Origin of the sequence: Nonomuraea terrae (genome assembly GCF_004348995.1) — a bacterium.
Taxonomy (GTDB): Bacteria; Actinomycetota; Actinomycetes; order Streptosporangiales; family Streptosporangiaceae; genus Nonomuraea; species Nonomuraea terrae.
The window spans coordinates 1-22,971 of the sequence record NZ_SMKQ01000147.1; the positions used below are offsets into that span (position 1 = coordinate 1).

General features: G+C 72.2%; 18 protein-coding genes and 1 pseudogene. 10 read left to right on the forward strand and 9 right to left on the reverse strand.

Annotated elements, in window-relative coordinates; genetic code table 11:
* Window positions 1-96: 96 nt before the first annotated feature.
* Window positions 97-1,425, forward strand: a complete 1,329-nt coding sequence (locus tag E1286_RS33115; RefSeq protein WP_132618804.1) for an amidase — start codon at window positions 97-99, stop codon at window positions 1,423-1,425.
* Window positions 1,426-1,528: 103 nt separating this feature from the next.
* On the opposite strand, the gene E1286_RS33120 is transcribed toward E1286_RS33115, so the two are convergent.
* Entirely contained in the window at window positions 1,529-2,698 is a 1,170-nt protein-coding gene (locus tag E1286_RS33120; RefSeq protein WP_132618806.1) for an alginate lyase family protein, read from the reverse strand.
* Window positions 2,699-2,903: 205 nt separating this feature from the next.
* On the opposite strand from E1286_RS33120, the gene E1286_RS33125 reads away from it, so the two are divergent.
* Window positions 2,904-3,998, forward strand: coding sequence for a glycerophosphodiester phosphodiesterase (locus E1286_RS33125; protein ID WP_132618808.1), 1,095 nt, complete (start codon window positions 2,904-2,906; stop codon window positions 3,996-3,998).
* 13 nt (window positions 3,999-4,011) lie between these two features.
* Here the strand turns inward: E1286_RS33125 and E1286_RS33130 are convergent, their stop codons facing one another.
* Window positions 4,012-4,833, reverse strand: coding sequence for a DUF1206 domain-containing protein (locus tag E1286_RS33130; protein ID WP_132618810.1), 822 nt, complete (start codon window positions 4,831-4,833; stop codon window positions 4,012-4,014).
* A 109-nt stretch (window positions 4,834-4,942) separates the two neighbouring features.
* Here E1286_RS33130 and E1286_RS33135 point away from each other — a divergent pair, with 109 nt between their 5' ends.
* From E1286_RS33135 to E1286_RS48260, 6 genes and pseudogenes are all read left to right on the forward strand, one after another.
* Window positions 4,943-6,343, forward strand: coding sequence for a tetratricopeptide repeat protein (locus tag E1286_RS33135; protein ID WP_132618812.1), 1,401 nt, complete (start codon window positions 4,943-4,945; stop codon window positions 6,341-6,343).
* A gap of 69 nt (window positions 6,344-6,412) precedes the next feature.
* A complete protein-coding gene (locus E1286_RS33140; protein ID WP_132618814.1) occupies window positions 6,413-7,237 on the forward strand; it encodes a PIG-L family deacetylase in 825 nt (274 codons plus the stop codon).
* Window positions 7,238-7,709: 472 nt separating this feature from the next.
* Window positions 7,710-8,249 (forward strand): annotated as a pseudogene (locus E1286_RS33145) (DUF6461 domain-containing protein); the annotation flags it as partial.
* Between the two features lie 718 nt (window positions 8,250-8,967).
* Window positions 8,968-9,588, forward strand: coding sequence for an NADP-dependent oxidoreductase (locus E1286_RS33150; RefSeq protein ID WP_246075422.1), 621 nt, complete (start codon window positions 8,968-8,970; stop codon window positions 9,586-9,588).
* 38 nt (window positions 9,589-9,626) lie between these two features.
* Window positions 9,627-10,052, forward strand: a complete 426-nt coding sequence (locus E1286_RS33155) for a cupin domain-containing protein (RefSeq protein WP_223190657.1) — start codon at window positions 9,627-9,629, stop codon at window positions 10,050-10,052.
* 220 nt (window positions 10,053-10,272) lie between these two features.
* The gene (locus E1286_RS48260) at window positions 10,273-10,422 is read left to right on the forward strand and encodes a hypothetical protein (protein ID WP_165970021.1); all 150 of its coding nucleotides are present in this window, start codon (window positions 10,273-10,275) and stop codon (window positions 10,420-10,422) included.
* Window positions 10,423-10,473: 51 nt separating this feature from the next.
* On the opposite strand, the gene E1286_RS33160 is transcribed toward E1286_RS48260, so the two are convergent.
* Entirely contained in the window at window positions 10,474-10,716 is a 243-nt protein-coding gene (locus E1286_RS33160) for a hypothetical protein (protein WP_132618820.1), read from the reverse strand.
* Between the two features lie 85 nt (window positions 10,717-10,801).
* Window positions 10,802-11,767, reverse strand: coding sequence for a helix-turn-helix transcriptional regulator (locus E1286_RS33165; protein WP_165970022.1), 966 nt, complete (start codon window positions 11,765-11,767; stop codon window positions 10,802-10,804).
* 135 nt (window positions 11,768-11,902) lie between these two features.
* On the opposite strand from E1286_RS33165, the gene E1286_RS33170 reads away from it, so the two are divergent.
* A complete protein-coding gene (locus E1286_RS33170; RefSeq protein ID WP_132618824.1) occupies window positions 11,903-15,343 on the forward strand; it encodes a S8 family serine peptidase in 3,441 nt (1,146 codons plus the stop codon).
* A 69-nt stretch (window positions 15,344-15,412) separates the two neighbouring features.
* Here the strand turns inward: E1286_RS33170 and E1286_RS33175 are convergent, their stop codons facing one another.
* From E1286_RS33175 to E1286_RS33190, 4 genes are read right to left on the reverse strand one after another with little or no spacing between them, the layout of a single operon-like run.
* A complete protein-coding gene (locus E1286_RS33175) occupies window positions 15,413-16,417 on the reverse strand; it encodes a LacI family DNA-binding transcriptional regulator (RefSeq protein ID WP_246075423.1) in 1,005 nt (334 codons plus the stop codon).
* Window positions 16,418-16,443: 26 nt separating this feature from the next.
* The gene (locus tag E1286_RS33180; protein WP_132618828.1) at window positions 16,444-17,256 is read right to left on the reverse strand and encodes an ATP-binding cassette domain-containing protein; all 813 of its coding nucleotides are present in this window, start codon (window positions 17,254-17,256) and stop codon (window positions 16,444-16,446) included.
* Window positions 17,253-18,227: an ABC transporter permease gene (locus tag E1286_RS33185; RefSeq protein WP_132618830.1), complete on the reverse strand. Its 975-nt coding sequence runs from the start codon at window positions 18,225-18,227 to the stop codon at window positions 17,253-17,255. Before E1286_RS33185 ends, E1286_RS33180 begins: the two co-directional genes overlap by 4 nt.
* A 1-nt stretch (window position 18,228) precedes the next feature.
* Window positions 18,229-19,215, reverse strand: coding sequence for a sugar ABC transporter substrate-binding protein (locus tag E1286_RS33190; RefSeq protein ID WP_187368253.1), 987 nt, complete (start codon window positions 19,213-19,215; stop codon window positions 18,229-18,231).
* A gap of 133 nt (window positions 19,216-19,348) precedes the next feature.
* Here E1286_RS33190 and E1286_RS33195 point away from each other — a divergent pair, with 133 nt between their 5' ends.
* Window positions 19,349-20,287 (forward strand): carbohydrate kinase family protein, encoded by a 939-nt coding sequence (locus E1286_RS33195; protein WP_246075424.1) that lies wholly within the window; start codon window positions 19,349-19,351, stop codon window positions 20,285-20,287.
* 13 nt (window positions 20,288-20,300) lie between these two features.
* Here E1286_RS33195 and E1286_RS33200 read toward each other — a convergent pair.
* The coding region (locus tag E1286_RS33200) for a TIGR02680 family protein (protein WP_165970023.1) at window positions 20,301-22,971 on the reverse strand (2,671 nt) is incomplete at its 5' end.

Consider the following 22,971-nt stretch of genomic DNA (forward strand, 5'->3'; position numbering starts at 1 on the left):
CCCCCGAGCAGGACGGCACCTGACCTGACGCCCGACCCGGACGGGGGCGTAGGACCGGTGATGCCTCGCAGATCCCGATATGTGTACAAAGAGGCCATGCCGATCCCCCTTGGCCCCTTCCGTGGGCGTAGCATCGCCTCCCTCGCCCGTGACCTCCGCGCGGGCCGTACCTCCTCCGCCGAGCTGACCCGGCAGGCCATCGACGCGGTCGCCGCCCTCGACCCCGAGCTGAACGCCTTCGTCACCGTCGACGCCTCCGGCGCATCGGCCGCGGCACGGCGGGCCGACGAGGAGCTGGCCGCCGGCACCGACCGGGGGCCGCTGCACGGCGTGCCGGTCGCGGTCAAGGACCTCGTCCTGGTCGCCGGGCTGCCCGCGACCATGGGCTCGCGGCACTTCGCCGGTCACGTCGCCGGCTCCGACGCCGCCTGCGTGACCGGGTTACGCCGGGCGGGCGCGGTCATCGTGGGCAAGACGACGACGCACGAGTTCGCGTACGGGCCCACCGGCGACCGTTCGGCGAACGGGCCCTCGCGCAACCCGTGGGACGTCGCGCGTATGTCGGGCGGTTCCAGCGGCGGCAGCGCGGCGGCCGTCGCGGCGGGCCTGGTGCCGCTGGCGATCGGCACGGACACGGGCGGCTCCGTCCGTATCCCGTCCGCTCTGTGCGGGATCGCCGGGTTCAAGCCCGCGTACGGGGCCATCCCGGCGGACGGGGTGTTCCCGCTGTCGCGGACGTACGACCATGTGGGCGTGCTGGCGGGCGACGCCGCGGACTGCCTGCTCGCCTACGGCCGCCTGGCCCGGGACGGAGGCCCGCCCGAGGTGTCCGGGCCCGCGCGGGTGGCGTGGCTCGATCCCGCCGGGCTGTTCGACGGCGACCCCCGGGTGGCCCGCACCGTCAGGGAGGCGGCCGGGCGGGCCGGGGCCAAGGAGGAGGTGCGGCTGCCGGACGGCGCCGGCGAGGAGTTGCGGGAGACGTACACGATCGTGCAGAGCTGCGAGGCGGCGGCCGTGCACGCCGACCGGCTGGAGCGGGACCCCGGCCTGTTCGACCCGGAGGTGCTGGAGCGGCTGCGGGTGGCCGCCGAGTTGCCGGGCTGGCGGTACGTCCGCGCCATGGAGGCGCGCACGCGGCTGGCCGCCCTCACGGACGCGCTGTTCGCCCGGCACGACGTGGTGGCGCTGCCGACCGTGCCCATCGTCGCGCCACCACTGGACCGGCGCGAGATCGAGGTGGACGGCCGGCCGATCGCGGTCAGGCCCGCGCTGCTGTCCCTGACGAGCCCGTGGAACGTGCTCGGCCTGCCCGCCCTGACCGTCCCGGCGGGGACGGTGGACGGCCTGCCGGTCGGCCTCCAGCTCCTCTGCCGCCCCGGCCACGAGCCTCTGCTCTTCGACACCGCCGCCCTCGCCGCCGGCTGAACGTCGCTTACGCCCTCCCGCCTGTACGGACGCGCAGGCGGGAGGGCGTTCCGCCGGCCTCAGGTGCGGTGCCTCAGGTGCGGTGCCTCAGGTGCGGGTTGCCTCAGTGCGGGTTGTTCGCGTGGGTGAGGGTCTCCCAGGCGACGAACAGGTTGTTGGTCCCCGCGGGGCGCTGCCGTTCGGTCAGCGTCTGGGTGTTGGTCATCGGGATGCCCATCCGGTTGTGCAGCGCGTTGAAGCCGACCTCGGTGACCGGGCCCAGGCCGAGGGTGAGGTCACCGCGGCACAACCAGCTGGGCACGGCGGCGCCGAGCTGGTATTTGGCGTGGAAGCCGAGCCCGTGCCTGAGCCGTTCCGCCACCTCGGGGTAGAGGTCCTGGCCCTGGATGCGGGCGGTCTCCGCGATGTGCGAGATGGAGGCCAGGCCGTAGCCGGTGTGGGTGAAGTCGCGGCAGGTCTCCTGGCTGAGACCGTCGACGAAGGTGGTCTGCTCGTGCCAGAAGCGGATGATCTCGTCGCGGGTGTCGACGCCCCCGACGGGCGGCGCGACCGGCAGCGCGCCGTCGGCGGTGATGTAGAGGAAGGCGGGCACGCGGGCGCGGAACTTGGCCACGGCCCGGTCGTAGGCGGCGCGGTCCTCCAGGAAGACGGCGATGCCGAGGGCCGCCTCCGTCATGGTCAGCTCCCAGTTGCCGTTGCTGCTGGAGCCGCCGGCGACCTCGGGCAGGTACACCTCGCGCAGCATCGTGGCGAAACGGCCGGCGTTGGGCCAGCTGGAGTAGGTGTGGCGGATGATCTCGGCGGCGCGCGGCCAGGTCGAGCCCGCCCAGCCGCTCTGCAGGGGCGCGTTGCTGTTGGTGTGGTCCTTGATCGTCGCGGACCAGGCGTCCATGATCGAGATCGCCTTCTCGGCGTACCTGCTGTCGCGGGAGATGTACCAGCGCAGCGCGAGCGTGTACGCGGCCAGGGCGTCCTCGCGCTCGTCGGTGCAGCCGTTGTTCGGGTTGGAGTAGGAGCCGCACTCGACGATCGCCCGAGGGCTCGGGGTCCTGGTGAGGGAGGCGTACCGGCTGGCGTTCATCTGGTCGTAGGCGGCTTTCCACGGTTGCTCGTTCGCCTGGACCTTGGCCCGCACGAAGTCGAGCTGCGGCCGGCTGACGAGCACGCCGGGATGGGTGAAGGTGGCGGGAGCGGCCTCGGCCGGGCCGCCGGGCAGCCCGGTGACCAAGGCTGCCACCAGCGCGGACACGGAAAGGAGGACACGGCTGCGCATGGGGGGAGTCCCTTCGTCCACGTACGTGTGCGGAATGAACCTGAGCGGCTTGCGGACGATGGCGAACCTAAGCGCCCCGCGTGTTCCCGGTCAAGCTTTTCTGTTTGTAAACTTTACTATTGACTGGAGATCCCGAGGACGGAGCGTCGATCACTGTGTGCTCACCCGTAACTCCCGGTCCACCTGAGCCGTCTACCGTGCGCGCATGAAGATCCGCAGGTTACTCGCGACCGTGCTGTCCGGCGTCCTCGCCGCGGGTACGTTCGCCGTCGTGCTGACCCAGATCCCGCCCGCCACGGCCGAGCGCCGCGGCCAGGCCCCGCTCGTGATCGGCCACCGCGGCGCCAGCGCCCTCCGGCCCGAGCACACCCTGCTGTCGTACGAGGCCGCCATCGCCACGGGCGCCGACTACATCGAGCCCGACCTCGTCCCCACCAAGGACCACGTGCTGGTCGCCCGGCACGAGAACGAGATCTCCGGCACGACCGACGTGGCCGAGCATCCCGAGTTCGCCGACCGGCGCACCACCAAGACCATCGACGGCCGGCCGGTCACCGGCTGGTTCACCGAGGACTTCACGCTGGCCGAGCTGAAGACGCTGCGCGCCAAGGAGCGCGTGCCCGACCTGCGGCCGGACAACACCGCGTTCGACGGGCTGGCCGAGATCCCGACGTTCGAGGAGGTCGTGAAGCTCGCGCTGCGGCACGGCGTCGGCGTCATCCCGGAGACCAAGCACCCGACCTACTTCGACTCCATCGGCCTGTCGCTGGAGGAGCCGCTGCTCGACGTGCTGAACGAGTACCGCGTGCGCGAGGCGTACATCCAGTCCTTCGAGACCGCGAACCTGCGCGACCTGAGCAAGAGGACGAGGCTGCCGCTGGTGCAGCTGGTCACGTTCGGCGGCGCGCCGTACGACTGGGTCGCCGCCGGCAGCACGCGCACGTACGACGACATGGTCACGCCCGCCGGGCTGCGCGAGGTCGCCGAGTACGCCGACGTGATCGGCGCGGACACCCGCCGCGTGGTACCCCAGGACGCCGAGGGCAGGACCACGCAGCCCACCTCGCTGGTCCGCGACGCCCACCGCAGGGGCCTCGACGTGCACGTCTGGACGGTGCGCAACGAGAACGCGCAGCTGCCCGCCGACTACCGGCTCGGCGACCCGGCGAGCCCCGTCCACCCACGCGCGACCGGCGACGTGATGCGCTGGATCTCGACGCTGGTCGAGCAGGACGTGGACGGCCTGTTCTGCGACGACCCCGGCATGTGCCGCGCCGTCGTGGCGCGGCTGCCGGCGTAGCTCGCGTCCTGGCTCACGTACGGCGCCAGCGGGACTCGCCGAAGCAGTAGCCGGCGAACAGCAGCACCCCCAGCGCCACCGCCACCAGCAGCCACGGACCGGCGGGCGTGTTCGCGAACTCCCGCAGTGTCGCGTCGATGCCGCCCGCCTCCTCCGGGTCGTGGGTGATCGCCGCCTGGACGACGAAGATCCCGGCCAGCGCGGCGATCACACCCCTGGCCACGTACCCGCCGAGCCCCAGCCGGTCCATCACGGTTCGGGCTCGCGGGGACATCCGCCCGCGGTCGAGCTCCTCCCTGAACCCCTTCGTGACGCCCTGCCGCACCCAGTAGACGCCGAGCACCACGAGGGCGAGGCCGATCACGCCCACGATGACGGCGCCGGCGGGCAGGGCGAGCAGCTTGGCGGTCAGGTCCTGCGACTTCTGGTCGTCGGAGGGCGCCCCGTGCGCGGTCAGCACGCTCAGCAGGGTGAAGAAGACCAGCACGTACACGCCGGTACGCGCCACCGACTCGACCCGTTCCAGCGCCTTGCCGCCGCCGAACACCGCCTCGGAGGCCTGCCACAGCGCCAGCGCGGCGAACCCGGCGGCCATGACCCACAGCAGCACGGCCCCGAACGGCAGGCCGGCCAGCGTGGAGATCGCGCCCGACTTGTCCGCCTCCTGCGAGGTGTCACCGAACGCGATCTGCACCGCCACGATGCCGATCAGCGCGTACAGCACCCCGCGGCACGCCAGGCCCACCCTGGTCAGCACCTCCATCGGCCGGCTGCCGGCCGCCCGCCGGGTCGCGGCCTTCGCCTCGCGGCCCGCCTGTTCCGCTGTGTTCGCCATGATCACCATTCCTCGATGAGGTCTGCAGGGACCACGAGTGCCCCGGAAACGGCGGTCTAGGCGTCGCAGGCCAGGTGTCGCGGGGCTTTTCGCTGGTTACATTCACTGCGTGACCCAGGATCAGCACGGCCTGGCGATGTCGGGCGCGGGGTCCGCCGCGGCCCGCCGCTACGACCGGGCGATCGACGAGTTGCTGCACTTCCGCGCCGAGGTGGACGCCGAGGCCGGCGCCGCGCTGGCCGAGTCGCCCGACTTCCCCATGGGCAACGTCCTGGCGGCGTACCTGGGGCTGCTGACCACCGAGGTGGAGGACGCGCGCACGGCGCGGGTGCGATTCGGGGCGTTCCGCCGCAGGATCGACGAGAGCAGGCTGCTGCCGCGCGAGCGCGCCCACCTGGCGGCCGTGGGGGCGCTGCTCGACGGCGACTTCCTGACCTGCGGGGCGCGGCTGGCCGAGATCACCGTGGCGCACCCGCGCGACGCGCTGGCGCTGGCGGCCGGTCACCAGATCGACTTCTTCACCGGTGACGCCCGCATGCTGCGCGACCGGATCGGCGGGGCGCTGTCCGCCTGGCGCGAGGACGACCCCCACTTCGGCCACCTGCTCGGCATGTACGCCTTCGGCCTGGAGGAGGCCGGTCACTACGACCGGTCGGAGGAGGTGGGGCTGCGCGCGGTCGAGCTGAACCGGCGCGACGTGTGGGGCATCCACGCGGTGGTGCACACGTACGAGATGCAGGGGCGTTTCGGCGACGGCCTGCGTTACCTGGACGCGCGGGTGCCCGACTGGTCCACCGGGACGTTCTTCAACGTGCACAGCTGGTGGCACTACTGCCTGTACGCGCTGGAGGCCGGCGACGTGGACCGGGTGCTGGCGGTCTACGACGCGCTGATGTCCGACGGGCAGTCCTGCATGGAGCTGCTGGACGCGGCGGCGCTGCTGTGGCGGCTGCACCTGGAGGGCTCCGACCAGACCGTACGCTGGCGGGCCCTCGCCGACGCCTGGCCGATGCGGGTCGCCGAACCGTTCTACGCGTTCAACGACATGCACGCCGTCATGTCGTACGTGGGCGCCGGGCGGCTGTACGACGCCGAGAAGCTGATCGCGGGGCGGGAGGCGTACGTGCGGGAGCCGCATCCCGGGGTGACGAATCACGACATGACGCTGCGCGTGGGGCTGCCGGTGTGCCGGGCGATCACCGCCTTCGGGCGCGGCGACTACGCGGCCGTGGTCGACCTGCTGTATCCGATCCGGCACCGGGTCGGCGAGTTCGGCGGCAGCCACGCGCAGCGTGACGCGGTGCAGCGCACGCTCCTGGAGGCGGCGCTGCGGTCCGGGCGGCATGACGTGGCGCGGGTGCTGGTGAGCGAGCGGGTGAACGTGCGCCCGTGCAGCCCGTACAACTGGCTCAAGCAGGCGGCGCTCGCGGAGTCGGCGGGCGACCGCGCCGCAGCGGCCCTGGCCCGCCGACAGGCCGCCGCCCTCACCCGCACCGCCTTGGCCGACTGACCGGTCAGCGCCCGGACGATCCGCCGTGCGCCGGCCGAACTGTCGGGGGCGGCGAGTAGGGTTCCAGCCATGGATCGCCAACTCACCCTGATGGTCGTGCACGCCCACCCCGACGACGAGTGCCTGAGCACCGGCGGCGTCCTGGCCCGCTACGCCGACGAGGGCGTCCGCACCGTTCTGGTCACCTGCACCAACGGCGAGCAGGGCGACGGCGACGGCGGCGTCAAGCCGGGCGAGCCGGGTCATGACGACGCGGCGGTGGCCAGGAAGCGCCTGGCCGAGCTGCGCGAGTCGGTCGCCCTGCTGGGCGTGGAGCATCTGGAGCTGCTCGGCTACCGCGACTCGGGCATGCAGGGCTGGGAGGGCAACGCCCACCCCGACGCGTTCGCGAAGGTCCCGGTCGACCAGGCCGCCGCCCGGCTGGCCGCGCTGATGGAGCGCTACCGCCCGCAGGTCGTGGTCACCTACGACGAGACGGGCGGCGGCGGATACGGCCACCCCGACCACGTGCAGACCCACCGCGTCACGGTGGCGGCCACCGAGCTGAGCGGCATCCCCGCCAAGCTCTACTACACGGCCATGCCCCGCTCGGCCATGAAGCAGATGTTCGAGCTGATGCGCGAGCAGGGCATCGACGTCGGCTTCACGCCGTCCGACGACTTCGGCACGCCTGACGAGCGCGTGACCACGCTCGTCGAGGTCTCCCCCTACGTCGAGCGCAAGCTCAAGGCGCTGCAGGCCCACGAAAGCCAGGGCGACAACATCTTCCTGTGGCAGATGCCGGAGGAGATCCGCCAGGCGGCGTTCTCCCGCGAGGCCTTCGAACGCGTCCTCAGCAAGGTCGACACCCCCGCCCACGAGGAAGACCTCTTCGCCGGCCTCCGCGACGGCTGACGAACGCAAAGCCGCCCCCGGATTGACAGACGCACAAACCGGGGAGACGTCATCCCGACCTACGGGCAAGCCGAGCGAAAAGACGTCGTTCCGGCCCCCGGGCGCAGAAGTCGTTCCGCCCTGCGGGCGCGCAGGGCCTGCGTTTCTCCTTCGCCATGGTCATCAACTGAGATGAGGCACTCGACGGTGGAACACGAGACCCGACGACCTCGGCAAGGCGGGGGCCACGTCCGGTGACGCACTCTCCGGAACGGCCCCGAAGCCGCCGGGATGCGGATGAGGTGGCCGGACCAGAAACCCACGCCCACATCGTCCAGGCATGCCAACCCGTACGGCACCACAGATCATCTAGGTGATTCGGATCTACGCGCGGCACCGTCGTGGGTCCACGATCGTGCCGCGCCATCCTTGCGGGGGGCATGGTGAACGACATATTCGACGCCTATAACGCGACAGCACACCTGATTTTCGAAGAACCTACTGCATCACCTGGATTGGTGGTCTGCCCTTGCCGGAATGCGTCCGCCTTTTCGGCGGGGACCCGCTCCAGACGCGGGAGGCTGATTTCCAGGACATATATGAGGAAGGCTACGACCTCGATCCCGACGACCCGAGCGACGGCGCCATCCTGCTCGATCAGCAGGGCGATTGGGTGGTGGTGGTGGAGCCGACGAGCTACCGCGGAATCTCGTCCGCATTGTTGCAGCAGCTCTCCTTGAACGGAGCCGCCTTGAGTGTCTCCTGGACCGTCAACGTCGATGCCTACGTCAAGTGGGCCGAGCATGGCCATGTGCTCCATATCTTCGAACCGCCGGCCCTCGACACCGTGAACCCCGAGAAGGCAGAGGTGGGCTGGGTCGTCGATCACGGTGTAGATCTCAACGCATGGGATCAGAACTGGCTGGCGGCAACGCTGACGCTGGCGGAGAAAATCACCTCCGTTCGCCTCGACCGGGCGTGGACGGAAAGGCCCCATGTGGGGGTGACCGTCGGTCCCATGCCCTCGGCCTGAGCCGGACGGGGCCCGGAACCCAGCATGACCTGGCCGGGCGTGTGAGGCCATCCTCGCGGAGCTGTGCGGAGGCGCCGATGACCAGCGCTGCCGCGTCCTCCACCGGGTAGCCACTCCGGCTGGTCCACTTCGCGGAACCATTCGAACCACCTGCTGCCGGCTCCAGCAGGTACACGGCACAGCCACTTCGTCCAGGCGGAACACCCCTGCCACCACCACACGGGACAGCCCGCCGAACACGCCCAAACGCCTCCACACCGGCTATGCCCCCATGAACATGACCCACAGGCAGACCGATCAGCGGTGGCCCGGCCCACATCGTTGCCATCCACACCGACAGACCAGCCGCCCCGAGGGTTTTTCATGATTGATCTGCCCCGCTCTGTCCCGAGGGGGCCATCGCGTAGTGGTGAGCCACCCTGAACAGGTGAGGTCCCGTAGACCGCCGGGTGGCGTACGGCGGGCGCTTTTCGTAGCCGTGGCTGTGGGGGAGGCGTTGGCGGCGCGTTGACAGGGCGTGAATACCTCGGAATTGGGGCGATATTTGTTGGGGTAATCGTGGAAATATCTGGGGCACTCGTTCAATCTGCCCTCTCGCTTATTACGGGAGGATATGTGGTTCAAGGCCACTGTGGTTTGTGTGTGTTTTGGAGCCGCCATGCGAGCCGTCGCTGCTCGAGACCGTGCCGCCGGCATCGGTGGGCTCTCGTTGACCGAGATGCCGTACCCGCATGCCACCGAGAACGACGTCATCGTCCGGGTGCACGCCGCGGGGTTCATCGCCGGAGAGCTCGAGTGGCCGGGAACGTGGGTCGATCGAGCCGGTCATGACCGGGTGGCGAGTGTGCCCGGGCATGACGTGTCGGGGGTCGTCGCCGAGTTGGGGTACGGCACCACCGGGCTGACCGTCGGGCAGCGGGTGTTCGGGCTGACCGACTGGTGCCGTAACGGTTCGCTGGCCGAGTACGTGGCGGTGGAGGCGCGCAACCTCGCGCCGCTGCCGGCCGACGTCGACCACACCGTGGCCGCGGCGTTGCCGATCTCCGGGCTGACCGCGTGGCAGGGCCTGTTCGACCACGGCCGCCTCACGACCGGCCAGACCGCGCTCATCCACGGCGCCGCGGGCGCGGTCGGCGCGGTCGCGGTGCAGCTCGCGCGCGAGGCGGGAGCCCGCGTGATCGGCACTGGCCGAACCGCCGACAGGGACACCGCGCTCGGGCTCGGCGCCGGCGCCTTCCTCGACCTGCAGACCGATCCCCTGGAAGACGCCGGCGAGGTCGACGTGGTGCTCGACATGATCGGCGGCGACCATCGAGGCCCGATGAGGAGGGCATCATGATCGGACTACGATTCGCCGGCGGTTGCCTGGCAGCCGCTATGGTGGCCACCGCGTGCGCCCCCGCGGCGCAGCCCGCGCCCGATGCGGCACCGGTCGCCGCCATGGTGATGACGCCGCCATCGGACGAGACGCCGCCGTCGGACAAGCTGACGATTCAATATCAACAGGCGCTCCCGAACGTCAAAGGCAAGACGTTCACCTCGGCGATCGTCGACTTCCCGCCTGCGGGACGGGCGGCGCCGCATCGGCACGGTTCGGCCTTCCTCTACGCGTACGTGCTGGAAGGCTCGGTGCGCAGCCGGCTCGACGACGAACCGGCGCGTACGTACCGCCAGGGCGAGGACTGGGTCGAGAAGCCGGGCGCCCACCACGTGCTCGCCGAGAACACCAGTAAGACGGAACCGGCGAAACTGCTGGTCGTCTTCATCTCCGACACCGGACAAGAGCTCAAGGTCGACGACTAGGTCGCCGCCTGGGGCGGCAACGGCCGCCTACGTGCGAGGGCGCCTGCGGCGACACATCGCCCGCAGGCGCATGGTGACCTTGACTCCCGGCGTCCGTCCGTGGCCGTCCCGCAACCGGTCGAGTTCCCGCGCGAGCGGCGCAGAGCCGTTCCCCGGCGGCCAGAGTTCCCCAGCCGGCCCGACACGCTTGCCCGCAGCCCGGCCGGGTAGGGGTGGGCGCATGGCCACACTCATGGATCGAGTGCGCACGTACCTGCGCAGCCCTCAGGGCAGACAGAATGTCGAGAAGGCGAAGCGCATGGCCCGTGACCCGCACACGCAGCAGAAGATGCGGCGGTTCCTGGACAAGTTCCGGTCACGGCGTCACTGATATCAGGCGGACTTCGCCGGCACGGTGGGAGGCCCGGCTTCGCGCCGGGCCTCACTCCACCTTGTGCACGGTGACGGCCTGAACCGCCGTCAGCAAGATCGTGTGGACGGGCGATTCATGCCGGGTCGAAGCGGAGCCCTGCGCGTACTCGTCGAGGACGACGCTCTTGCGGGCCCGGTCCAGTTCGACGACGACTCCCTTCAGGGACTGGCCGCCGTAGAGGTGCACCGTCACCCGCTGCCGGCTCCCTTCCACGCTGGACAGTACGTCCACCCACACGTCCATGACTTCCATCCGGTCCTCCGTGTGGACGTTCGCCCGTAGGCATCTCCCCCTCATTCTCGCATGTCGGACGTACCGCGCCGGTGGGCGAGCGGCGTCAGATCCAGCCGCGGCGGGTGGCCTCCATCGCGACCTGGAAGCGGGTCTGGGCGCCGAGGCGGCGCATCAGCTTCGTGATGTGCCGCTGGACCGTGCGCTCGCTCCAGCCCAGCGCGCGGCTGGCCGCCTTGTCCGTGGCGCCCGAGGCCAGCAGCGTGAGCAGGCGCTCCTCGTCCTGCGACAGCTCCCCGCCCTGCGGCGTCAGCCGTACCGGGACGCTGCGCTCCCACAGCGCCTCGAACAGCGCCATCAGCGCGTCGAGCAGCGGCGACGGATGGATCAGGTACGACGCCGTGACCGCGCTGTCGCCCGCCCGCAGCAACGGGATGATGGCCAGCCGGTCGTCGGAGATCGCCAGTTTCATCGGCAGGTCGGCGGCGATGCGCGCCTGCTCCCCGCGTTGCATCCCGGCCGTCACGTCCTCCAGCCAGCCCGGCAGCTCCAGCACGCTGGTGTCGTAGATGACGCGGTACTTCACGCCGCGCCGCAGCAGGTCCAGCTCGATCGGGTTCGAGCGGGTGTGCTGCTCGGGGGCGGCGTACGGCGGGCGGTCGAAGCCGCGCATCTCGGCCCTGGTGTTCCGCTGCAGCTGGGCGAAGCGCTGGTTGACCTCGTCGCGCCCCGAGACGACCTCGATGAGCTCGCCGGGGTGCGCGAAGCGGGTGTTGGCGCGGTAGACGTCCATGAGGGCCCGGATGTGGGTGCGGACGCCGCCGAGCTCGCGTTCGCGCTCGCGCAGGATGGCCTCCAGGCTGCTGTCGGGCGAGACGGCGACGTAGCGGGCAGGACGGCCGGTCGAGCGGGTGGCCAGCCCTGAATCGACCAGCGACTGCAGGATCCGCCGCGCGGCCGTGGCCTGCAGGTGGCAGTCGGCGGCGATCTCCGCGACGGTGGCCTGGGTCCGGCGCACGAGAGCGTCGTAGACCTCCTCGTCCTGGAAGCTGAGTCCGATGGCCTGCAGCAACTCCGCCCCCTCGGATGTCGGGTTTACGCCATATGACAGAAACTCGTCATCTACGGATCTTGTCAGGAAATAGCGGGAGATGTCAGCGTTCTTGGGCACCATCGGCCCCTGTGGCCACAGGATGAAGGAGCCCCCTTGCCGCTGTCCCCCCGTCGGCCTCCTGGACGACGCCTGCTCGCGGCCGTCCTGCCCACCCTGCTCGTGACCGCAGGGATGTCCGGGACGCTCGTACCGTTAGCCGCGACCTCGGCGATGGCGCAGGCCGTCACCGCCGACGAGCCAGGCCCCGCGCCGAAGGTCGACCCCAAGCTCGCCGACCAGATGACGAGCGCTCGCGGCCGCCTGGAGGCGGTCGTCGTGCTGCGCACCGCGCAGGAGGCGCCGGCGATGAGGTCGCGCGCCGAGGCCCGCGCCGCGCTGACGGCGAGCGCCGAGCCGACCCAGGACCCGGTCGCCGCGCTGGTCAACCAGCGCGGCGACGTCGTGGTCAACCGGTTCTGGCTGAAGAACATGCTCCTGGTACGCGCCACGCCCGCCACGCTGGCCGCCCTGGCGGAGCTCGACGTGGTGGACCGGATCATCCCGAACTTCACCCTGACCACCCCTGACCCGGACAAGCCGCGGGCCGCCGCCCCCAAGGCCAAGGCGGCCGAGGGCGCGACCTGGGGCGTGGCCAAGATCGGTGCAGATCGGGTGCGCGCCGAACGCGGCCTGACGGGCGAGGGCGTGCGCGTGGCCGTACTCGACACGGGCATCGACGCCGCCCACCCCGACCTGGCCGGCAAGGTGGCCACCGACGACGCCTCGGACCCGAAGCACCCGGGCGGCTGGATCGAGTTCGACCCGTCCGGCATGCCGGTGCCGTCCGAGCCGCATGACAGCAGCTTCCACGGCACGCACGTCGCGGGCACGATCGCGGGCGGCGACGCGTCCGGCACGCAGATCGGCGTCGCGCCGGGCGCCGAGCTGATGGCCGCCCTGGTCATCCCGGGCGGCTCCGGCACGCTCGCCCAGGTGATCGCCGGCATGCAGTGGGCCGTCGCGCCGTACGCGGCCGACGGCAGCCCGGCGGGCGAGCCGGCCGACGTCGTCAGCATGTCGCTGGGCGCCGAGGGTTACGCGGACGAGTTCATCGAGCCGGTGCGGAACATCATCAAGGCCGGCGCGTTCCCGGCGTTCGCCGCCGGCAACGACTGCGTGGAGGGCCAGTCCAACAGCCCGGGCAACGTGTACGAGTCCCTGGCCGTGGGCGCGACCGACGCCGACGACAACGTGGCCGACTTCTCCTGCGGCGGCGTGGTCCAGCGCGGCGACTGGTTCAGCGCGCCGCCCGAGTGGCCCGACTCCTACGTCGTGCCGGACGTCTCCGCCCCCGGCGTGGACGTGGTCTCGTCCCTGCCGAACGGCGAGTACGGCTCCCTGAACGGCACCTCGATGGCCACCCCGCACGTCAGCGGCACCGTCGCCCTCATGCTGGAGGCGCGCCCCGGCCTGACCGTGGAGGCGGCCGAGGAGATCCTGGCCGGCACGTCGGTCTCCGACGACCGGTACGGCCCGCGGCCGAACCCGCGCATCGGCCTCGGCCGCGTCGACGCGTACGCCGCCGTCGCCGAGGCGGCGCTGGAGAGCGGCGTGCGCGGCACGGTCACCGACGAGCGCAGCCGCAGGCCGCTGGCCGGCGTCAAGGTCGCCGCGGAGACCGGCCGCAGCACCGTGACCGACGACGAGGGGCGCTTCGAGCTGCGGCTGCCGGCCGGCACCCGCGAGCTGACGCTGTCCAGGTTCGGCTACCAGGACGACTCCCGCAGCGTCCGGGTCGAGGACGACCGGCTCTCCGACGTGCGCTGGGCGCTGGAGCGGACCCGCTGGAGCACGATCTCGGGCACGGTGACGTACGGGCCGACCGGCTCTGCGGTGCCGGGCGCGACCGTCTCGGTGCTCGGGGTCCCCGACCAGCTGACGGGCGCCACCGACCGGAACGGCCGGTACACGATCAAGGACGTGCCGGTCGGCGACCACCAGATCTCCGCGTACGCCCCGGGCGTGTCCCGTTCGCAGCCGGTGCAGGTCACCGTGGGCCGCCAGAAGGCGTCCGCGGACGTGACGCTGCCGCGCCGCCCGCAGACCGAGCGCGTGTCGGTGGGCCCGGACGGCCGCCAGGGCAACCACGAGACGTGGTGGCCCGAGCTCAGCGGCGACGCGAGCGTGGTCGTGTACGCCAGCTTCGCCGCCAACCTCCTCGACGACGAGGATGACAACGCCGAGCTGGACGTCTTCGCCACCGACCTGCGCACCCGGACGACCGAGCGCGTCTCGGTACCGACCGGTGGCGGCCTGGCGAACTCGTTCTCGCTGTCGCCGACGGTCAGCGCCGACGGGCGGTACGTCGGGTTCAACAGCGGGGCGAGCAACCTCGCCGAGGGAGACACGAACGGTCAGACGGACGCGTTCGTGCACGACCGGCAGACGGGGACGACGGAGCTGGTGTCCGTGTCGTCCGACGGCACGCCGGGCGACGGGCTGTCGGGCTCGCCGGTCATCAGCGCGGACGGCCGGTACGCGGTCTTCAGCAGCGACGCGACGAACCTGGTGCCCGGTGACACGAACGGCCGCAGCGACGTGTTCCTGCGCGACCGGCAGGAGCGCACGACCGTGCGCCTGTCCGTCGCCCAGGACGGCTCCCAGCTGAACGGCCAGGCCCGCGAGCCGTCGATCAGCGCCGACGGCCGGTACGTGGCCTTCCAGAGCGACGCCGCCAACGTCGTGCCCGGTGACGCCGACGGCCTGAACGACGCGTTCGTGCTCGACCGCCAGAGCGGGACGGTCAAGCGGATCGAGGGGCCGTTCCCGGACACCGAGACCACCGGGCCGGTGCTCAGCGCCGACGGGACCGCGGTGGCCTTCGCCAACGGCGTGGGCCTCGGCGAGATCTACGTGCAGAACCTGGCCACCGGCAAGACCGACATGGTGTCGGTCACGCTGGACGGGCAGGGGGCGGGCGCCCTGTCGTTCGCCCCGGAGCTGAACGCGGACGGCAGCAAGGTCGTCTTCTACAGCGACTCGGGCCGGCTCACCGAGGGCGACACGAACGCGCGCAGCGACGTGTTCCTGCGCGACGTCGCGGCGGGCACCACCACGCTGCTGTCCACCGGCCCCAACGACGAGGAGGGCGACGCCCGCTCCGAGCTGCCGTCGATCAGCGACGACGGACGGTACGTGGCCTGGCAGAGCACCTCCGGCAACCTGGTCGAGGGCGACACCAACCACCGGTCCGACATCTTCGTGCACGACCTGGTGGCCGGGCCGGAGGCGCTGTTCACGCTCGCCGGTCCGGAGGTCTCCCCCGCCGTCTCGCGGTCGGGGCGCGTCGAGATCCGGGCGCTGGTGAAGAACATCGGCGAACGGGCGGGCTCGTACGAGGCCGTGCTGCGCGTCGACGGCGAGAAGGTCCAGCAGCGTACGGTGCCGCTGAAGCCCGGCCGCAGCACGCGCGTCACGTTCGCGCTGCGCGCCGAGCCCGGCGACCACACCGTCGAGCTGGGGCCGCTGACCGGGCGGTTCACGGTCAAGCGCTAGAGAAGGTTTCTCCTGGCAGGGCCGCCCGGCATCGGGCGGCCCTGTCGCGTTTCCTGCACGCCCGGAGGGTCAGCGCGGTGGGAGTTCCCCGGAGCCGCGGGCGATCAGGCGGGTCGGCACGGTCGTGCGGCGCGCCCGGGAGCGGTCGCCGTCGAGCCGCCTCAGCACCATCTCGGCCGCCGCGGCCCCGACCGCCGCCGGGTCCTGGGCCACCACCGTCAGCGGCGGGTCGAGCGCCTCGGCCAGCGGCAGGTCGTCGAAGCCGACCACGGCGACGTCCTTGCGGCCCGCCCGCGACAGCGCCACCACCGCGCCCATGGAGGCCAGGTTGTTCCCCGCGAACAGCGCCGTCGGCGGGTCGGCGAGGGATAACAGCCGCATCGTCGCCCGGGCCGCGGCCTCCACGTCATGACCGGTCTCCACCAGCGCCCGGTCGTACGGCAGCCCCGCGCCGTCGAGGGCGTCGCGGTAGCCCTGGAGCCGTTCGCGGCGGGTGTAGAGCGAGGCGGGCACGTCGCCGACGAAGCCGATCCTGCGATGCCCGTGCACGATGAGGTGGGCCACACCCGTCCGTGAGCCCTCGCGGTTGGCGCTGACCACGCAGTCGGCCCGCAGGCCGGCGGACGGGCGGTCGAGGAAGACGATGGGCAGCCCGGCCACCCGCTCGGAACGCAGGTGGCGGTGGTCGCTGGACGCCGCGGGGACCACCATGAGCGCGCTGACCCGGCGGGCCAGGAACGTCGCGATCAACGACTGCTCCAGGCCGGCCGCCTCGTCGGAGGAGCCGACGATGAGGGTGAGCCCGCGCGCCCGCACCGCGCTCTCGACGCCGCCCGCGACCGTGCCGAAGAACGGGTTGCCCATCTCGGGGATGACCAGGCCGATCGCGGCGTCGCGGGCGCCCACGCGCATGTTGCGGGCCATGAGGTTGGGCTGGTAGCCGAGCTTCCTGACCGCCGCCAGGACGCGCTCGCGGGTCTCCACGGCCACCGGGCCGTCGTTGAGCACCCGGGAGACGGTCTTCGCGGTGACCCCGACCTCACGGGCCACATCGGTCATCGTCGGACGCCGCATCGCGCCCATGCTAGCCGTCCGTCCCCTCAGGACCAGCCGATCGCGTCCGCCGCGCTCTGGTCCACCACCACGGACTTGCCGTCCGACACCTGGAGCGCGCCGGTCATGATGGCCACCACCTCGGCCATGCTGTGCTCGCGCGGGCTGATCTCGGCGACCCGGCGGCCGAGGCGCTGGATGTGGATCCGGTCGGCGATCTCGAAGACGTGCGGCATGTTGTGGCTGATCAGGACGACCGGCGTGCCTCGATCGCGGACCTGCCTGATCAGGTCGAGCACCTGGCCCGACTCCTTGACGCCGAGCGCCGCCGTGGGCTCGTCCATGACGACGACGCGGGTGGCCCACGCCACCGCCCTGGCCACGGCCACGCCCTGGCGCTGGCCGCCGGACAACGACTCGACCGGCTGGCTGAGCGAGCGCAGCCCGATCTTCAGCTCGGCCATGTGCCGGGCCGACTCCTGCCGCATGCGCTTCTTGTCGAGCATCCGGAAGACATTGCCGAGCACGCCGGGCTTGCGCAGCTCGCGGCCCAGGAACATGTTCGTGGCGATGTCGAGCGAGGCGGCGATCGCGAGGTCCTGGTAGACGGTCTCGATGCCGTGCCGGCGGGCGTCGAGCGGGTCGCGGAAGCGCACGGGCTCGCCGTCGAGCCGGATCTCGCCGGAGTCGGGCTGCAGGGCGCCGGTCAGCGCCTTGATCAGACTGGTCTTGCCGGCGCCGTTGTCGCCGATGACCGCGAGCACCTCGCCGGGCATCAGGTCGAAGTCGGCGCCGTCGAGCGCGACGACGTGACCGTAGCGCTTGGTCAGGCCGCGGGCCTGGAGCACCGGGGTGGTCATCGGTTCCTCCTGCGGGAGAGCTGGTCGACGGCGACGGCGAGGATCACGAGGATGCCGGTGATGAGCGTCTGGTAGATCGACGGCACGCCCATGAGCTGCAGGCCGTTGCGGAAGACCCCCACGATGAGCGCCCCGACCAGCGTCCCGATGACCAGGCCGCGGCCGCCGAACAGGCTGGTGCCGCCGAGCACGACGGCGGTGATGCTGTCGAGGTTGTCGGTCTGGCCGGCCTGCGGGTCGCCCACGCCCGTACGGGATACCAGCAGCAGGGCGGCGATGCCGTAGACGAAGCCGGCCAGCGTGTAGACGCCGACCGTCAGCCGGCGCGTCCTGATCCCGGTCAGCCGGGCCACCTCGGGGCTGTTGCCGAGCGCGTACACGTGGCGGCCCCACGCGGTCGAGCCCAGCAGGTACGCGAACAGCAGGAACAGCAGGATCGTCAGCAGCGAGCCGTAGGTGACGTTCGTCTGCCCGACCTGGAACGTCTGCCCGAGGAACGTCAGCAGGCCGGGCAGGCCGACCACCGTCTGCTCGTTCGAGTAGATGTGCGTGAGCGCGAACGCCACGTTCAGCATGCCGAGCGTCACGATGAACGGCGGCAGCGAGATCCGCGTCACCAGCAGCCCGTTGACCAGCCCGAAGGCGGCGCAGACGGCGAGCCCGGCGGCCACCGCGAGCAGCGGCGGCAGGCCGTTGTCCACGGCCAGCTTGGTCATCACGATCCCGCCGAACGCCATGATCGCGCCGCACGCCAGGTCGATGCCCGCGGTCAGGATGATCAAGGTCTGGCCGATGGCGAGCGTGCCGACGACCATGACCTGCTGGATGATCAGGGAGAAGTTGGGGCCGGTGAGGAACTGGTCGCTGTTGACGCCGAAGAACACGCACGCCAGCACGAGCGCCGCCAGCGGCCCGGCGACGGGCGTGGCGACCAGGCGGCGCGCCGGCGACGGAGCTTCGATCACCGCCATGTCAGCCCCAGCAGTTGGCCAGGCCGAAGGCGGTGTCCTGCGCCTCGACCCCGGGGACGGCCTTGTCGGTGATGAGGGTGACGCCGGTGTCGGTGTAGCCGCCGGCCTTCTGGCCTGTCTTGGCGAACGCGGCCACGGCCTTGACGCCCTCCTCGGCCATCTTCAGCGGGTACTGCTGGCTGGTCGCGGCGATCTGCCCCGACTGCACGGCCCGCGTGCCGGTGCAGCCGCCGTCGACGGAGACGATCAGCACGTCCTTCTCGCGGCCCGTGGCCTTCAGCGCGGTGTACGCGCCCAGCGCTGCCGGTTCGTTGATGGTGTAGACGAGGTTGATGTCGGGCGCCTTCTGCAGGCAGTTCTCCATGGCGGTCTGCCCCCTCGCCTGGTCGCCGCGGGTGTCCTGGGAGCAGACGACGGAGGGGTCGCCCTCCTGGACGCCGAACCCCTTGAGGAAGCCGTCGTGCCTGAGCTGCCCGACCGTGATCCCCGGGGCCAGGTCGAGCGTGGCGATCTTGGCGGGCTTGCCCGCCAAGGCGGCCTTGGCGTACTGGCCGATCAGCTCGCCGGCCTTGAAGTTGTCGGTGGCGAACAGCGCGTCCGTGGCGTTCTGCGGCTCGGTCGGCGTGTCCAGCGCGATCACCAGGACGCCGGCGCCGCGGGCCTTCTGGATCGCGGGGACGATGGCCTTGGTGTCGCTCGGCGTGATGAGGATGCCCTTCACGCCGGCGGCCACCATGTTCTCGATGGCGGTGATCTGGGAGGCGTTGTCGCCGTCGAACTTGCCCGCGGCGCTCATCAGCTCCATGCCGCCCGCCTGGGCGGCCTTCTCGGCGCCCTCCTTCATCTTGACGAAGAACGGGTTCGTCTCGGTCTTCGTGATCAGGCCGACCTTGGGCGGGGCGGAGGCGCTCTGCCCGCCGCCGCCGCCTCCGCACCCGGTGAGGAGAAGCGCTGTGACCAGGAGTCCTGCCGGAATCTTCGCGTTCATGGCGGTTCCTATCAGGGGGGACTCGCTGTCATCGCCGACATATGTCAACGTTGACATCCGCTGTGCTGCGATGATGAACTCCGGTCCGGGAAACGTCAATGCCCACGGGCCGTGACAGGCCGGAAACGTGCTCATGAGAGGCAGCCCCCCGATGATCGCCGTCCTCGGCGAGTGCGTCGCCGACGCCTTCACCTCCGACTCCCGGGCCGGCTCCATGGACCTGCGGGTGCTGCCCGGGGGCGGGCCGGCGAACACGGCGGTGGCGCTGGCCCGGCTCGGCACGCCCACGCGTTTCCTCGGGCGGCTCTCCCACGACGTGTTCGGCGGCCTGTTCCGCGAGCACCTGGCGTCCTCCGGGGTCGACCTGTCCGCGTCCGTCGATGCCGCCGAGCCGAGCACCCTCGCCGTCGCCGCCCTCGACGAGGACGGCCGGGCCGCGTACACGTTCTACGCCACCGGCACCGCCGACTGGCAGTGGAGCCCGTACGAGCTGGGGCCGGAACGCCTCAGGCCGGCCGCCTGCCTGCACACCGGCTCGCTCGCCCTGGTCAAGGGGCCGGGCAGGGAGGTCGTGGAGGAGTTCGCGCGGGCGGCGGCCGGGCGGGCCACGGTCTCGGTCGACCCGAACGTCCGCCCGAGCCTGGCCACGAAGGACGACTACCAGGTGGCCCGCTGGTGCGCGTGGGCCGACATCCTCAAGCTCAGTGAGGACGACCTCGGCTTCCTGCTGCCCGGCGTGCCGCTCGAAGCGGCCTGCGACATCCACCACGAGGCGGGCGCCCGCCTGGTCGTCGTGACCAGGGGCGCTTCCGGCGCGCTCGTCTCGCTGGACGGCGACCGCGCCGCGGTGCCGGCGCCGGAGGTGGCGGTCGCCGACACGGTCGGGGCGGGCGACGCGTTCACCGCGGGCCTGCTGCACGATCTCGGCGCGCGGGGCCTGCTCGGCGGCCGCCTGGACGGCCTCGACCTGCCCGCTGCCGTGCGGGCGGCCGAGTTCGCCGTCCGGGTGGCCGCCCTGACCTGCACGGTCCCCGGGGCGAACCCGCCCTGGGCCCGCGACCTCACCCCCTGACCGCACGTCGCCGTCAGTCGGCGGGGACCGTGCGGTAGCCGTTCCAGACGAAGCGGGCCGTCGTCACCGCGTCGTCGCCGTCGCCCGTGATGAGCTGGTGGATGGCGATGCCGTCAAGCTCGCGGTATTCGCACCACTCGTGGTCGGACGTCAGCACCAGGTCCAGCCCGAGGTCCACCAGCAGGTCGAACACCTGACCCCGGTTCGTCTTGTCCACCCCGACGAACACCTCGTCCAGCAGGATGAAGCGGGGGCATCCCGGGTCGGTCTGGTAGTGCGCGGCCACCGCGGCGAACAGCGGCAGATGCAGCGCGATCGCCTTCTCCCCGCCCGACAGGGCGCCGTGCAGCTTCCTGGTCAGCTCCTGCCAGCCCTGCCCGTCGCCCCGGTCCAGCTTCACCGCGAACCGGTGCCAGGCCGTGTAGTCGAGGACCTTCATCAGCTGGTCCTCCCAGCTCGCCGAGGAGTCGTCGGCGCGGGCCTCCTCCACGCGGTCGCGGAAGAAGACGTACAGCTCCTCCTTCTCGGCCTCGCTCAGCCCGGCGGGGTCGCGCAGCAGCAGGTCGCGGGCGGCGCGCGTGCCCGGCGACTGGGTGGGGTCGACCTGCCAGACCAGCCGGACGGCCACCCGGGAGGCGGTGCGGACGCGTTCGAGGCGCTGGTTCATGCTCTCCACCAGCGCCGTCGCCTGCCGGATCCGGTCGGCCAGGTGCCGCCGCGTGTCGCCCGCGAGCGTACGGTCGAACAGGTCGCGTTCGGCGTCGGTGATGTCGGAGCGCCGCTCGTCGCGTTCCATGCGCAGCGCCCTGCTCAGCGCCGCCGCCCCGGTCCTGACGCCGTTGACGGTGGCGGTGAGCACCTGGACGTCCTCGTCCGGGGCCAGCTCCAGGTCGGCCCGGTCGGCGAGGACCTCCCTGGCGTGGTGGAAGGCGTCCCGCAACCGCGCCTCGGCCGCCCTGACGTTCTTGTGCTCGTACGGCACCGAGACGAGCTGCTCGGCCACGGACCCCGCCGCCTCCAGGACGGCCCGCGCCCCCGCTCCGGGCGGCAGCTCGATCGTGACCTGCGCGTCCACCGGCAGGTGCCCGGCCGCCAGGCGGCGGAACCGGTCGCACACCTCGTCGCGCACCCGCCCGGCCTCGGCGTGCCGGCCCTCGGCGGTGCCGAGCTCGCCGCGCAGCCGGCCGAGCCGGGCGTTGAGCCGCGCCAGGTCGTCGTGGCCGGCCTTGATGTGGCGGCGGCAGGACTGGTAGGCGTTCTGGGCGTCCTGGAGCCGGTCGAGCACGCCGTCGTGATCGTCGCCGGCCGTGGACTCGACGGCGGCCAGCCGCTCGGCCAGCACCACGGCCTGCGACGCGGACTCCTCGGCGCGCTCGACGGCCTCGACGGCGAGCCGTTCGCAGGCGCGGGCGGTCTCGGCGGCCAGCTCGGCGCGCTCCCCGGCGGCGCGGGCCTCGGCCCGCCGGTCGTGCCAGACGGCGCCGGTCGCCTCGGCGGCGCGCAGCGCCTCCTCCAGGGTGTCGAGCGCGGACGCCGCGGTGGGCAGCGCGTGGCGGGCGGCCAGCTCGGTGAGCCTGCGCAGCGAGCGGCCGACGTCCTGCTCGCGCTCGCGCAGCCGCTGCTCGTGGCGGCGCAGGTCGTCCTCCAGCAGCGCCACCTTTCGCACCGCTCCGTCGAGCGCCCGCACGGCGTCGGCGTACGGCCGGCGGTCGGGCCTGCGGCGCAGCTCGGCGGCCAGCGTCTCCCGCTCGCCCTGGACCACGGCGAGCAGGTGGTCGCACTCGGCGATGCGCCCGGCCAGCTCACTCAGCCGGTCGTCCAGCTCCGCCACACGCCGCCGCCTGGCACGCTCGCGGGCGGTCGCGCCGATGTACGACGGCTCCGGCTTGACCCAGCGGCCGGCCGCCGGGCCCAGCCGCCAGGTGCCGTCCGCGCCGATCACGGCCGGGTGGTCGACGCCGATCGCGGTCGGCGCGAACGCGATGCCGCCGAGCACGGCGTCGGCGGGCACCGGCGAGTCGGGCTCGGTGAACAACACGTGGGCCAGGCTGTAGCCGGGCGCGGGCCGCGACAGCGCGGCCACGGCGAAGGCGTCGTGCTCGCCGGGGTCGAACCCGCCGTCGGGACGCAGCCACAGGTCGAGCAGGCCGGAGGCTTCGAGCGCGGCCTCCACCCCGGCCTGGGCGACCGGGTCGAGGCCCGAGCGGAACGCCACCGCGCGCCACAGCGGGGTGCCGGGGCCGCGACGGGCGGCGGCGCCCCGGGTGTGCGGGGCCGGGGGCGCGAGGACAGTCTGCTCGTCGAGGCGTTCGCGTTCCCCGACCAGCTCGGCGCGTTCGGCGACCAGGCGTTCGCGCAGCCCCGTGACCTGCTGCTCGCGGGCGGCCAGCTCGACGGCGGCCATCGTCCGCGCGGTGCCGACCAGGTCGTCGGCACGCTCGAAGTGCTCGGCCAGGCCGGCCAGCGTGCCGGGGTCGAGCTGGAGCTGGGTGCAGCCGCCCGCCCATTCGCCGAGGTCGGCGGCCAGGTCTCGGGCGCGTTCCGCGCGTACGCGCTCGGCTCGCTCGTGCGCCTCCTGGGCGGAGGCGAGGTCGTCGCGGGCGCGGTCGCGGTCGTGCTCGGCGGCGGCGCGGCGCCTGACGGCCTCGTCGTGCGCGGCGGCGCCGGCCCTGACCTCCCTGATC

What these genes read in the sequence shown, in the direction of transcription:
- E1286_RS33185 (WP_132618830.1), bottom strand. Translation starts at nt 18,227, where the DNA reads ATGGCGGTGATCGAAGCTCCGTCGCCGGCGCGCCGCCTGGTCGCCACG.
- E1286_RS33150 (WP_246075422.1), top strand. Translation starts at nt 8,968, where the DNA reads ATGCCGTACCCGCATGCCACCGAGAACGACGTCATCGTCCGGGTGCAC.
- E1286_RS33130 (WP_132618810.1), bottom strand. Translation starts at nt 4,833, where the DNA reads ATGGCGAACACAGCGGAACAGGCGGGCCGCGAGGCGAAGGCCGCGACC.
- E1286_RS48260 (WP_165970021.1), top strand. Translation starts at nt 10,273, where the DNA reads ATGGCCACACTCATGGATCGAGTGCGCACGTACCTGCGCAGCCCTCAG.
- E1286_RS33190 (WP_187368253.1), bottom strand. Translation starts at nt 19,215, where the DNA reads ATGAACGCGAAGATTCCGGCAGGACTCCTGGTCACAGCGCTTCTCCTC.
- E1286_RS33115 (WP_132618804.1), top strand. Translation starts at nt 97, where the DNA reads ATGCCGATCCCCCTTGGCCCCTTCCGTGGGCGTAGCATCGCCTCCCTC.
- E1286_RS33195 (WP_246075424.1), top strand. Translation starts at nt 19,349, where the DNA reads ATGAGAGGCAGCCCCCCGATGATCGCCGTCCTCGGCGAGTGCGTCGCC.
- E1286_RS33180 (WP_132618828.1), bottom strand. Translation starts at nt 17,256, where the DNA reads ATGACCACCCCGGTGCTCCAGGCCCGCGGCCTGACCAAGCGCTACGGT.
- E1286_RS33140 (WP_132618814.1), top strand. Translation starts at nt 6,413, where the DNA reads ATGGATCGCCAACTCACCCTGATGGTCGTGCACGCCCACCCCGACGAC.
- E1286_RS33120 (WP_132618806.1), bottom strand. Translation starts at nt 2,698, where the DNA reads ATGCGCAGCCGTGTCCTCCTTTCCGTGTCCGCGCTGGTGGCAGCCTTG.
- E1286_RS33160 (WP_132618820.1), bottom strand. Translation starts at nt 10,716, where the DNA reads ATGGAAGTCATGGACGTGTGGGTGGACGTACTGTCCAGCGTGGAAGGG.
- E1286_RS33125 (WP_132618808.1), top strand. Translation starts at nt 2,904, where the DNA reads ATGAAGATCCGCAGGTTACTCGCGACCGTGCTGTCCGGCGTCCTCGCC.
- E1286_RS33175 (WP_246075423.1), bottom strand. Translation starts at nt 16,417, where the DNA reads ATGCGGCGTCCGACGATGACCGATGTGGCCCGTGAGGTCGGGGTCACC.
- E1286_RS33155 (WP_223190657.1), top strand. Translation starts at nt 9,627, where the DNA reads ATGGTGGCCACCGCGTGCGCCCCCGCGGCGCAGCCCGCGCCCGATGCG.